Source organism: Bradyrhizobium acaciae (assembly GCF_020889785.1).
Classification (GTDB): Bacteria; Pseudomonadota; Alphaproteobacteria; order Rhizobiales; family Xanthobacteraceae; genus Bradyrhizobium; species Bradyrhizobium acaciae.
Genome location: NZ_JACMYK010000187.1, coordinates 1 through 12,364, shown reverse-complemented (window position 1 = coordinate 12,364; position 12,364 = coordinate 1). Strand labels below are relative to the sequence as shown.

General features: G+C 66.0%; 9 protein-coding genes and 1 pseudogene. All 10 read left to right on the top strand.

Annotated elements, in window-relative coordinates; translation table 11 throughout:
* Positions 1-853: acyl-CoA dehydrogenase family protein (locus H8A92_RS36855; RefSeq protein WP_229200181.1), on the top strand; the 853-nt coding region annotated here is incomplete at its 5' end.
* Positions 854-881: 28 nt separating this feature from the next.
* Positions 882-1,600 (top strand): annotated as a pseudogene (locus tag H8A92_RS36850) (SDR family NAD(P)-dependent oxidoreductase).
* Positions 1,601-2,054: 454 nt separating this feature from the next.
* A complete protein-coding gene (locus tag H8A92_RS36845) occupies positions 2,055-3,305 on the top strand; it encodes an ABC transporter substrate-binding protein (protein ID WP_229200180.1) in 1,251 nt (416 codons plus the stop codon).
* Positions 3,306-3,443: 138 nt separating this feature from the next.
* Positions 3,444-4,262 (top strand): helix-turn-helix transcriptional regulator, encoded by an 819-nt coding sequence (locus tag H8A92_RS36840; RefSeq protein WP_229200179.1) that lies wholly within the window; start codon positions 3,444-3,446, stop codon positions 4,260-4,262.
* A 121-nt stretch (positions 4,263-4,383) separates the two neighbouring features.
* Positions 4,384-5,394 carry a branched-chain amino acid ABC transporter permease gene (locus H8A92_RS36835; protein WP_229200178.1) on the top strand — a complete coding sequence of 337 codons (1,011 nt, stop codon included), beginning with the start codon at positions 4,384-4,386 and terminating at the stop codon, positions 5,392-5,394.
* Position 5,395: 1 nt separating this feature from the next.
* A complete protein-coding gene (locus H8A92_RS36830) occupies positions 5,396-6,481 on the top strand; it encodes a branched-chain amino acid ABC transporter permease (protein ID WP_229200177.1) in 1,086 nt (361 codons plus the stop codon).
* Positions 6,474-7,256, top strand: a complete 783-nt coding sequence (locus H8A92_RS36825) for an ABC transporter ATP-binding protein (RefSeq protein ID WP_229200176.1) — start codon at positions 6,474-6,476, stop codon at positions 7,254-7,256. The genes H8A92_RS36830 and H8A92_RS36825 overlap by 8 nt, the downstream gene beginning before the upstream one ends.
* Complete coding sequence (locus tag H8A92_RS36820) at positions 7,249-9,459, top strand: ABC transporter permease (protein WP_229200175.1); 2,211 nt, start codon at positions 7,249-7,251, stop codon at positions 9,457-9,459. Before H8A92_RS36825 ends, H8A92_RS36820 begins: the two co-directional genes overlap by 8 nt.
* 3 nt (positions 9,460-9,462) lie before the next feature.
* Complete coding sequence (locus H8A92_RS36815) at positions 9,463-10,296, top strand: phosphoenolpyruvate hydrolase family protein (RefSeq protein ID WP_229200174.1); 834 nt, start codon at positions 9,463-9,465, stop codon at positions 10,294-10,296.
* 26 nt (positions 10,297-10,322) lie between these two features.
* Positions 10,323-12,364, top strand: a 2,042-nt coding sequence (locus H8A92_RS36810) for an SPFH domain-containing protein (protein ID WP_229200173.1), incomplete at its 3' end; no start/stop codon positions are given.

The window sequence follows — 12,364 nt, the reverse complement described above, 5'->3', positions numbered from 1 at the left end:
CTGCTCCAGCGAGCCCGGCGGCAGCGCCAACGCCGCCTCGCCGCCGCCCGGCGAAGGCGTCCGCACCACAGCGAAGCGCGAGGGCGAAAATTGGGTGATCAACGGCCGCAAGAAATGGGTGTCCTCGGCCACCGGCTGGAACCGTGAGGGTGCCGATCTCCTGACCGTGGTGTGCCGGACCGATCCGACCGCCCCGGCTGACACGGCAATCTCGATCATCGCGGTGGAAGGACCGGTGACCGGCCTGGTGTTCGAACGCGCAATCGACAGCCTCGGTCATCGGGCGCATCTCGTCCCGCAGTTCGGCCTCAAGAATGTCGCGGCTCCACACCACAATCTGCTCGGACAGCAGGGCGCAGGCCTCGCGCTGACGGCGGCGGCGTTCACCGGCACCGCGGCGCTGGTCGGCATCTTCGGCGTCGCGCTGATGCGGGCGGCCTTTTCGTTTGCACTTGATTTTGCCCGCAGCGAAAAGCGCGGCGGCGTTCACCCGATCATCGAGCATCAGGCAGTGGGATATGCGCTCGCCGACGCCAAGACCACGATCGAAGCCGCGCGTTATCTCAGCTGGCGCGCCTGCCATGCACTGGACACCCAGTCGCCGGCAGCCGAGGAACTTTCGGTGCAGGCCAAGATCTTCGGCTCGGAGGCCGCGGTACGCGTCATCACCGACCTGATGCGGGTGGTCGGCATCGACAGTTATGACCACGAAGCGCCATTCGGTCGCCTGCTCCAGGACGCGCTGGCACTGCCGATCTTCGACGGCGGCAATCTCGGCATCCGGCGGCGCCAACTGCACACCATGCTCAAGAGCAGCGACTACGATCCGCTGACGGCAAGCGGAGCGGCGTAAGCCAGCCATGTCTTGAAAGGACGCAATCATGAGCACAGAGCGGAAAGTGGCCGTCGTCACCGGAGCATCGCAGGGCATCGGCGCCGGCATCGTTCAGGCATTCAGGGATCGAAACTTCCGCGTCGTGGCGACCTCGCGATCGATCACGCCGGGTACCGATGGCGATCTGGTCAGGGTGCAAGGTGACGTCGCGCGCGCCAGACGGCGGAGAGCGTGTTCAAGGCGGCGCTGGATCATTTCGGCCGCGTCGACACGCTGGTCAACAACGCCGGGATATTCACGGCCAAGCCCTTCACCGCCTATTCGCAGGACGACTACGCGAGCTACATCTCGACCAACGTGACCGGCTTCTTCCACATGACCCAACGTGCGCTGGAGCTGATGAGCAAGCAGGGCCACGGTCACATCGTCACGATCACGACAAGTCTGGTCGACCAGCCGATGAGCAGCGTCCCGGCCGCCCTCGCCTCGCTCACCAAGGGAGGCTTGAACGCCGCAACCCGCGCGCTTGCCATCGAATATGCAAGGAGCGGAATTCGCGTCAACGCGGTATCGCCCGGCATCATCAAGACCCCGATGCACCCGGCGGAGGCGCACCCGGCGCTCGCATCGCTTCACCCGGTCGGCAGGATGGGAGAGATCTCCGACATCGTCGACGCGGTGCTTTATCTCGACGGCGCAGGCTTTGTGACCGGAGAGGTGCTCCACGTCGACGGCGGACAGGCCGCCGGCCACCATATGCCGTAGCACCGAACAACATTTCAGGGTTCGGCAACTAGCCCGCATGAGCCAACGGGTCGCGCGAACGGCGTGCATGACTCGCGACCGCTCAACACACTCGGCGTCGTCCCGGGCAAGCGCGGCGCGACCCGAGACCCATAACCACGAATGCGCGTTGATTTGCGAAGCTGGAGCCACAGCGCGTTTCAACGATAATGCCCTGTGGTTATGGTCGCTGCTTTCGCAGGGACGACTTCGAGTATGCGTCACCTCACTCTCCGCGCCGGCAGCATCTCCGCGACATTGCGCCGCGAAACTCGTTGCGGCGCAACAATCAAAATGAGACTGCCCGTTAAGCTAACCCGTCCCGACGACATCCGCACCGCACCTGCCTTCGGCTAGCTTTGCCGCCAACAACAGGACGCCCATCGGCCTTCGCACGCCAGGTGGACGCCGGCGACAACACAGAGGGAGGAAAGCGATGTTGAAGGGCAATTTGGGACTGATTGCGTTGAGCAGCCTGTTGCTTTCGGGCACGGCGTTCGCCCAGGAGAAGATCAAGGTCGGCGTCACCGCAACGCTCGAGGGCACCTACACGGTGCTCGGCGAGGACGGCATGCGCGGCCACCAGACCGCGCTCAACGTGCTCGGCAAGAAGATCGGCGACAAGGAGCTCGAATTCGTCGTCGCCTCGACCGACGCAACGCCTGATTCCGCGGTGCGCGCGGTGCGCAAGCTGATCGAGCAGGACAAGGTGCAGATCCTGCTGTCGCCGCTGTCCGGCGACGAGGGCATCGCGGTGAAGAACTTTGCAAAAACCCATCCGGAGCTGACCTTCGTCAACGCCGCCTCCGGCGCGCAGGAGACGACCTATGTCGATCCGGCGCCGAATTTCTTCCGCTACAACATGGACGGCGCGCAGTGGCAGGTCGGCCTCGGCAAATACGCCTATGAGACCAAGGGTTATCGCAAGATCGCGACCGTCGGCGAGGATTACTCCTTCATCTACACCCAGGTGTTCGGACTGGTGCTGGAATTCTGCGGCGCCGGCGGCCAGGTCACCAACCGGCAATGGGTGCCGCTCGGCACCAAGGACTTCGCCTCGGTCATCGCAGCGCTTCCCGACGATGTCGATGCGATCTATCTCGGCCTCGGCGGCGCCGACGCGGTCAACTTCCTGAACCAGTATCAGCAGGCCGGCGGCAAGGCGCATCTGATGGGCGGCTCGATCATGATCGACCAGACCATCCTGTCCTCGAAGGGCAGCGCCAAGAACGCGCTGGTCGGCACCATCGCCGCCAGCGGCCAGGCCGATACCTGGGAGGACCCGAACTGGCAGAAATTCGTCAAGGCCTATCAGGATTCCTTCCCGGAGAGCAAACGCTTCCCGAGCCCGTCGCTGCTCGCCACCAACTACTACGGCTCGACCATGGCGCTGATCCTGGCGCTGCGGCAGGTCAATGGCGATCTCTCCAACAACCAGGCCAAGCTGAAGGACGCGCTGGCCAAGATCGAGATCGACGCCCCGAACGGCAAGATCAAGCTCGATTCCAACCGCCAGGCGATCGGCACCAATTTCGTCACCGAGGTCGTCGATGACGGCAAGGGCGCGCTGTTCTCCAAGGTCGTGAAGGTGATCCCGAACGTCAACCAGACGCTGGGCTACGATCCGGCCGTGTTCGCCAAGATCGGCCTGCCGAGCCGCACGGTTCCGGAGTGCAAGAAGTACTGACGTATTTGTTGCAGGTGCGAGCAAGCCAGCCGTGACCAGGGCGCGCGGTTGCATCAAGAACCCTGCTCGCCCTTGCTTTCCTCGGGCGGATGATGAACGCTTGTCGAAAAGACAAGAACATCCCGCGGGAGGGGAGGCATGAGCAGGGCGCTTGCCGTCTTCCACGGCCGGTTCGGTCGCGCGACGGTCTATCAGTTGAACCGCCCCTTCAACGTGCATGCGCACCGCGAAGGGCACCTGATCTTTCATGTCGGCGGCACGCCGGCACAGATCGACGTCTCCGAGCAGCGCTGGCTTCTCAAGGACGACACCGTGGTCGCGGTCAACCCGTGGGAACCGCACAATTTCCTGCCGACCGACATGGACCATGGCGCGATCTTCTTCGTGCTCTATGTCAATGCCGAATGGTTCGCGCCGCAGGGGGCGAGCGCACAGGACCTGCGGTTCGGCCGCACCTTCTTTCCGCGCACCGAGGCGCTCGACCGGCTGATCCGCCGCACCGCAGCACTGGTGTGCGGCGCGCCGTCGCTGCGCAGCCTCGATAGCGAGCTCAGGCAATTGATCGACTCCTGCTACGAGGAGAGCTGGCAGACGGCGCAGGATGCGCGCGCGGCCGCGGCGGTGACCGATTTCCGGGTCCGCAAATCGATCAAGCTGATGTCGGAAAGTCCCGGCGCCGAGATCGAGCTCGATGCGATCGCGCGCGAGGCGGGCCTGTCGCGGCCGCATTTCTACCGGCTGTTCCGGACGCAAACCGGCGTCACCCCTCACCTCTACATGAACACGCTGATCATGGAGCAGGCGCTGGATGCGCTGGTCGCGACCGAAGCGCCGATCGCCGATATCGGCTTCGACCTCGGCTTCTCTTCGCAGAGCGGCTTCACCCGCTTCTTCGCCGCCAATGTCGGCATGGCCCCGACCGACTATCGCCGCGCCGCCAAGGTGTTGCGGCCGTAAGGGAGTTCCAGAGCGAACGATAAAAGATACTGTCGATCAAATCCGACGCTTTCGCCCTCGGTAGGATGCTGGGAAACGCGGCCCGGTAGACGGCCGCGACGTCAGAGGGAACGCGACGGAGATGGCCAGGTTCATCGAACGCCATCCGGCCTGGGCGCTGATCGTGATCATCGCGGTCGCGGTGCTGCTGTGGCTGGTGTTCGCGATCTGGCCGCCGGGGCTGGAAGCCGCGATCGGCCGCAAGCGCGTGTTCCTCAACGCCGTGCTGAACGGCATCACGCTCGGTGGGCTGTATTTTCTGGTGGCCAGCGGCTTCACGCTGATCTTCGGGCTGATGCGCAACGTCAACCTCGCACACGGCTCGCTCTACCTCTTCGGCGGCTATATCGGCTATGCGGTCAGCACCTGGACCGGGTCGTGGATCCTCTCTTTCATCGTCGCCTTCATCGCAGTGGCGCTGGTCGGCGTGATCCTGCAGCTCGCAGTGTTCCGCCGCATGGAGGGTCAAGACCTCCGGCAGACCATGGTCACGATCGGGCTATCGATCGTGTTCGCCGATCTGATGCTGTGGGTGTTCGGCGGCGATTTCTACCAGGTGCAGACCCCGGCCTGGCTGATCGGCCCGGTGCAGCTGCCGCTGCTGACGGCGATCAAATCATCGGGCGAGCCGGTTTATCTGCAATATCCGCTGGTACGGCTCGTGATCTTCTTAGCCTCCGTCGTGATCGGGGTCGCGATGTGGCTGGCCCTGAATCGGACGCGGATCGGCATGATCGTGCGCGCCGGGGTCGACGACCGCGACATCCTGGCCGCGACCGGAGTGCGGATCCAGCTGGTGTTCGTGCTGGTGTTCGCGCTCGGCGCCGGCCTCGCCGGCATTGCCGGCGTCGTCGGCGGCACCTTCCAGTCGCTGTCGCCGGGCGAGGACACCCGTTTCCTGCTCGCCTCGCTCGTCGTCGTAATCGTCGGCGGCATGGGCTCGATCCCGGGAGCAGCACTGGGCGCCGTCATCATCGGCCTCGCCGAGCAGCTCGGCTCGGTTTACATCCCGACCTACGCCATCGTCGTCACCTTCCTGATCATGGTGCTGGTGCTGGCGGTGCGGCCGCAGGGCCTGCTCGCGAGGCGATGAGATGTCCTTGCTGCAGAGCACCCAGTTCCGCCCCGACCCTTCTGCCAACGCGACCCGCCGCGCCTTGATCCGGACCTGGCCGGAATTCCAGAACCCGGCGGCCTGGCTGGTCGCGCTGATCCTGGTGATCATGCCGCTGATCGCCAACGGCTTCTTCCTGATCGAGATCTTCGCCACCACGCTGATCCTCGGCATCATCGCGCTCAGCCTGATGTTCCTCGCCGGCTATGGCGGCATGGTCAGCCTGATGCAGCTCACGATCGCGGGCTTCGCCGGCTACATGGTCGCGGTGTTCGGGATGAGCGGCAACGCCAATATCAGTCTGGGCTGGCCGTGGTGGCTGGCGACCCCGATGGCGCTGGCGTTGGCAACGCTGTTCGGCACGCTCGGCGGCGCGCTCGCGGTGCGCACCGAGGGCATCTACACCATCATGATCACGCTGGCGATCGGCGCGGCGTTCTATTACTTCACCAACCAGAACTGGGCGATCTTCAACGGCCACACCGGAATCAACACCGTCGCGACGCCGCATTTCTGGGGCGTCGACTGGCGCAGCGATATCGCCTTCTACTATGTGACGCTCGGCGTCGCCGCGATCTGCTACTTCGCCGTCCAGCATGTCTCGCGCGCGCCGTTCGGCCTCGCGCTGCAGGGCGTGCGCGACAATTCCCGCCGCATGGCGGCGCTCGGCTTCGATCCCAATGCGCACCGCATCGCGGCCTACGCCTTCGCAGCCTTCATCGCGGCGCTCGGCGGCGTGCTGCAGGTCTGGAACTACCGGCAGATCTCGCCCGGCTCGGTCAGTGTCGGCGCCTGCATCGACGTTCTCATCATCGCCGTGGTCGGCGGCATCACAAGGCCGATCGGCCCGTTCATCGGCGCGTTGATCTTCGTCCTGCTCCGTACCTTCGCGCTCGACGTGTTGATCAAGTTCGGGCTCGACGGCAACCGCTTCCGGCTGCTGATCGGACTCGGCTTCCTCGCCATCGTGTTCTGGTCGTCCGACGGCGTGATCGGCCTGTGGGAACGCTGGCGGCGGCGCAATGCATCCCCGACGCAACGCTCAGGCGGAGGCCGCCTTGGATAGCGTCGCGCAGCGCCTGTCCGTGGTCGGCGCTGGTGCGGCGCTGGAGCTGCGCGGCGTGACGCGGCTGTTCGGCGCGCTGGCGGCGCTGACCGACGTCACCATCACCGTGCGACCGGGCGAGCGCCGCGCCGTGCTCGGCTCGAACGGCGCCGGCAAGACGACGCTGTTCAACTGCATCACCGGCGACTTCCCGCCCTCCTCCGGCACGATCCGCTTCTTCGGCGAGGACATCACCCAATCCCCGCCCTATGAGCGCATCCGTCGGGGCTTGCGCCGCACCTATCAGATCTCGGCGTTGTTCCCCGGCCTCACGGTGCAGGACAACGTCTATCTCGCCTGCCGCGGCGTTTCGCGCGGACGGTTCTCGTTGCTGCGCCCGGGGCAGAACGATGCGCTGATGCACGCGACCGAAACGCTGGTGCAGGCCGTGCACCTCGCAAGCGTGAAGGACCAGCGCGTCTCCGAGCTGGCGCATGGCCAGCAGCGGCAGCTCGAGATCGCGCTGGCGCTGGCCGGTGCGCCGCGCTTCATCCTGTTCGACGAGCCGGCGGCGGGATTATCGCCGACCGAGCGGCGCGAGCTGATCGAGATCCTGACCTCGCTGCCCGCCCATATCGGCTACATCATCATCGAGCACGACATGGACGTCGCGCTGCGCGTCGTCGAGAGCGTGACGATGATGCACAACGGCCGCATCTTCAAGGAAGGCCTGCCGCGCGAGATCGAATCCGATCCCGAGGTGCAGGAGCTCTATCTCGGAGGCGGCCATGAGTGACCGCCGCGCCCCGCCCGCACTCGAGGTCAAAGGCCTCGACGTCTATTACGGCCATTCGCATGCGCTGCAGGGTGTCGATCTCACGCTCGAGTCCGGCGTGTTCTCGGTGGTCGGCCGCAACGGCATGGGCAAGACCACGCTGTGCAAGGCCATCATGGGCCTGGTCCGCGCCAGCGGCGGCTCGATCCGGATTCGCGGCGAGGAAGTCACGCGGCTGAACCCGGCGCGGATCGCCCGGCTCGGCGTCGGCTACGTGCCGCAGGGCCGCCGCCTGTGGCGCTCGCTGACGGTCGACGAACATCTGGCGCTGGCCGGAGGCCTCCGCCGCGGCGCCTGGACCATCGAGCGGATCTACGACACCTTCCCGCGCCTCGCCGAGCGCAAGAACAACGGCGGCAACCAGTTGTCCGGCGGCGAGCAGCAGATGCTGGCGATCTCGCGCGCGCTGCTGACCAATCCACATCTGCTGATCATGGACGAGCCGACCGAAGGCCTCGCGCCCGTGATCGTCGCCCAGGTCGAGGAGATGCTGCTGCGCCTCGGCGACGAAGGCGACATGTCCGTGCTGGTCATCGAGCAGAATATCGGCGTGGCGACGGCAGTGTCGCGCAACGTCGCGATCATGGTCAACGGTCGGATCAACCGCATCATCGACTCCGCACGTCTTGCGACCGACCGCGAGTTGCAGCAGCGGCTGCTGGGCGTCGGCACCCACGGTGCTGATGAGACCGAGGCTGAAGCCGCACCAGCCAAGGTCGAAGCGGCCGGTGCGCCGCAGCCGGAGCGCAAGGGGCTGACTCGCATTTACATCTCCAATCCCGTGCTGCCGACGCGTTGGTCGCAGCCGGTGCCGATCGCTCGCATCGAAGCGGCAGCGCGGACGCAGTCCAGCGGTATCACCAGGCTTGAGCAGGCCACCCGCTCGCGGCGTGAACCCGCGACGTCGCGGACATCGGGGCCACCCGTCGTGCTGGTCGTCGGCACGCTCGACACCAAGGGCGCCGAGCTGCGCTTCATCCGCGACATCATCGCGGGCAGCGGCTTGCGGAGCCGGCTGGTCGATGTCTCGACCAGCGGCAAGGCGGCGAGCTGCGACGTCACCGCGCAGGAGATCGCGCTGAACCACGGCCGCGGCGGCTCCGGTGTGTTCGGTTCCGATCGCGGCGCCTCGGTGACGGCGATGGCGGAAGCGTTCGAGCGCTGGCTCCGGCGCCAGGGCAATGTCGCCGGGATCATTTCAGCCGGCGGCTCCGGCGGTGCATCGCTGGTCGCACCGGGCATGCGCGCGCTTCCGGTCGGCGTCCCCAAGCTCATCATCTCCTCGGTCGCGTCCGGCGACGTCGGGCCCTATGTCGGCCCCGCAGACATCACCATGATGTATTCAGTGACGGACGTGCAGGGCCTCAACTCGATCTCGCGCACCGTGCTCGGTAACGGCGCCCATGCGCTGGTGGGCATGGTCAAGGCACGACTCGACCAACAGGCCGGCAAGCAGCGCGATACAGTCGCGCATCTCCCGGCCATCGGCATCACCATGTTCGGCGTCACCACGCCGGCCGTGCAGAGGATCGCAGCCGACCTGCGTGAGGATTTCGAGTGCCTGGTCTTCCACGCCACCGGCGTCGGCGGCCGCTCGATGGAGAAGCTGGTCGAATCCGGGCAACTCGCCGGCGTCATCGATCTCACCACGACCGAGGTCTGCGACCTCCTGATGGGCGGCGTGTTCCCGGCGACCGACGATCGCTTCGGCGCCATCATCCGCAGCCGCGTGCCCTATGTCGGCTCGGTCGGCGCGCTGGACATGGTGAACTTCGGCGCCCCCGACACGATTCCGGAGCGCTACCGGCAGCGCAAATTCCACGTCCACAATCCGCAAGTCACCCTGATGCGGACCACGCCGGAAGAGAACGAGCGCATCGGCCGCTGGATCGGCGAACGGCTGAACCAGATGGACGGGCCGGTACGCTTCTTCCTCGCCGAGGGCGGCGTCTCCGCACTGGATGCACCGGGTCAGCCGTTCTGGGACCCGGATGCCGACGCGGCACTGTTCCGCGCGCTGGAGCGTACCGTGAGCCAGACCGGCAACCGGCAGATCATTCGCGTCAAGCGCAACATCAACGATCCCGAGTTTACCGCCGCCATCGTCAGCGCGTTCCGTCCGCTGCTCGGACGCGCCGGTGGCCGGCGGAGAGTGGCGAGGTGACCCATGCCCAGGTTTGAACGCGCGGCGCTTTTGAGGAAATTTCACACCATGATCGCACGCGGCGAGCCGATCGTCGGCGGTGGCGCCGGCACCGGGCTGTCGGCGAAATGCGAGGAGGCCGGCGGCGTCGACCTGATCGTGATCTACAATTCCGGCCGCTACCGCATGGCCGGCCGCGGCTCGCTCGCCGGGCTGATGCCTTATGGCGATGCCAACGCCATCGTCGTCGAGATGGCCGGCGAAGTGTTGCCGGTCGTGACCAGCACGCCGGTGCTTGCCGGTGTCAACGGCACCGATCCGTTCCGCGACATGGATGTATTCCTCGACCAGCTCAAGGTGCTCGGCTTCGCCGGTGTGCAGAATTTTCCAACCGTTGGCCTGATCGACGGCGTCTTCCGCGCCAATCTCGAAGAGACCGGGATGTCCTACGCGCTTGAGATCGACATGATCGCGAAGGCGCATGACAAGAACATGCTGACCACGCCGTATGTGTTCAGCGAGCAGGAGGCGACCGCGATGGCGATCGCAGGCGCCGACATCATCGTCTGCCATATGGGGCTGACCACCGGCGGCACGATCGGCGCGCAGACCGCGCTGAAACTCGCCGATTGCCCTGCCCGGATCGAGGCCTGGGCCGAGGCTGCGCTCAGCGTCAATTCGAACATCATCGTGCTCGCGCATGGCGGTCCGATCGCGGACCCCGCGGACGCCGACTTCATCATGAAGCAGACCCGCAACTGCCACGGCTTCTACGGCGCCTCCTCAATGGAGCGCCTGCCGGTGGAACGGGCACTGACGGAACAAGTTCGCAAATTCAAGGCGATCGGCGCGCGCTAGAGCCGCCGTGACCAAGGGAGGGAGAGATGTCGGGGATGCTGGTCGGTGAATTGATCCTCTGGCTCATCGTCGCAATCGTCGCGATCGTCATCGTCGTCTACGTCGTGAACTGGCTGTATCACCGCTCGTCGAAGGAGGTCTCCTTCGTCCGCACCGGTTTCATGGGTGAACGCGTGGTGATCAACGGCGGCGCGTTCGTGTTGCCGTTCATCCACGACACCACGCCTGTGAATATGAACGTGCTGCCGATGGGGATCGTGCGCTCCCGGCAGGACGCCGTGATCACCCGCGACCGCATGCGCGTCGATATCGAGGCCGATTTCTACGTCCGGGTTCAGCCGACCCGCGAGGCCGTCTCGATCGCCGCTGCGACCCTCGGCCGCCGCACCATGGAGCCCGAGCAACTGCACACCCTGCTCTCCGGAAAATTCATCTCCGCGATCCGCTCGGTCGCATCGGAGATGACGATGGAGCAGATGCACGAGCAGCGCGGCGACTATGTCGCCCGCGTCAAGGCCAACGCCGCCGAAGCACTGGCCCAAAACGGCCTCGAGCTGGAATCGGTCGCTATCACCGATCTCGACCAGACCGACCTCGAATATTTCAATCCCTCGAACCGCTTCGATGCCGAAGGCTTGACGCGCCTGATGGAAGACATCGAGGCCAAGCGCAAGCTGCGCAACGACATCGAACAGGACTCGATGATCAAGATCCGCTCCCGCAATTTGGAAGCCGAGCGGCAGGCGCTGGAGATCGAGCGCGAAAGCGAGACCGCTCGCCTCGACCAGGAACGCGACATCGAGATGCGCCGCGCCCTGCAGCGCACCGAGGTTGCCCGCGAGCGTGCGCTGCGCGAGACCGAGTCCGAACAGGCCCAGATCGCCGCGCGCGAAGCCATCGAGAAGGCGCGGATTGCCAATGAGCAGGCGATCACCGAGGCCCGGATCGCCTCGGAGCGCGAGACAAGGCACAAGGAGATCGAGCGGACCCGCGCGGTCGAGGAAAAGGAGCTGCTGGCCCGCGAGGAGATTGAGAAGGTCCGGATCGCCAACCAGCGCTCGGTCGACACCACTCGCATCGCCTCCGAGCGCGAGGTACGCCAGCGCGAGATCGAGCGGATGCGCACCGTCGAGGAAGCCGAGATCGCCGCCCGCGAGGCCATCGAGAAGGCCCGCATCCAGCAGGACCGCGTCGTCACCGACGCCCGCATCGCCAATGAGGAAGAGACCCGCCGCCGCGAGATCGAGCGCACCCGCGCGGTCGACGAGGCCGAGATCGCCGCCCGCGAGGCCACTGAGAAGGCGCGCATCGCCCAAACCATGACCGTCAATGTCGAACGCATCTCCTCCGATGAACGTACCCGCGCGCTGGAGATTCACCAGGTCCGCACCATCCAGGAGGCCGAGATCGAGGCGCAGAAGGCGGTCGAGGCCGCCCGCATCATCAGAGAGAAGACGCTGGCCGCCGAGCGCATCGCCGCCGATCACACCACCCGCAAGCTCGAGATCGAGCGCAACCAGGCGGTGGAGATCGCCGGCATCAGCGCGCGGGAGGCCACCGAGGCGTCGCGGATCGCCCAGGAGGAGCACGTCCGGGCGCTCGAGATCGCGCGCACCCGCGCGATCGAGGAAGCCGACATCGCCTCGCGCGAGGCAATCGAGGCGGCGCGGATCTCGCAGGAGAAGTCGGTCGCAGCCCAACGCATTCGCGCCGAGCGCGAGACCCGGGGACTCGAGATCGCGCGCACCGAGGCGATCGAGGCCGCCGAGTTGAAGCGCCGCGACGCCATCGAGCGGCAGCGGATCGATGTCGAGCTGGCGCTGGAAAGCGAGCGGATCGCCTCCTCCAGGACCCGCGAAGTGCTTAACATCGACCAGAAGAAGGCGATCGAGCTTGCCGACGAAGAGCGCGTGATCGCGCTCGCCGCCAAGCGCTCCGAGCGGATCGATGCCGACCGGCAGGTCCGGCAGGCCGAGATTGTCGCGCGCAAGGAAGTCGACACCACCGATGTGTCGCGCGAGCAGGCGCTGGAGGCCGCCCGGATCGCGCGGCGCCGCGCGATCGAGCA

Bases quoted from the DNA above. Each gene is read 5' to 3' on its own strand.
- H8A92_RS36845 (WP_229200180.1), top strand. From the start codon at position 2,055: ATGTTGAAGGGCAATTTGGGACTGATTGCGTTGAGCAGCCTGTTGCTT.
- H8A92_RS36820 (WP_229200175.1), top strand. From the start codon at position 7,249: ATGAGTGACCGCCGCGCCCCGCCCGCACTCGAGGTCAAAGGCCTCGAC.
- H8A92_RS36815 (WP_229200174.1), top strand. From the start codon at position 9,463: ATGCCCAGGTTTGAACGCGCGGCGCTTTTGAGGAAATTTCACACCATG.
- H8A92_RS36840 (WP_229200179.1), top strand. From the start codon at position 3,444: ATGAGCAGGGCGCTTGCCGTCTTCCACGGCCGGTTCGGTCGCGCGACG.
- H8A92_RS36835 (WP_229200178.1), top strand. From the start codon at position 4,384: ATGGCCAGGTTCATCGAACGCCATCCGGCCTGGGCGCTGATCGTGATC.
- H8A92_RS36830 (WP_229200177.1), top strand. From the start codon at position 5,396: ATGTCCTTGCTGCAGAGCACCCAGTTCCGCCCCGACCCTTCTGCCAAC.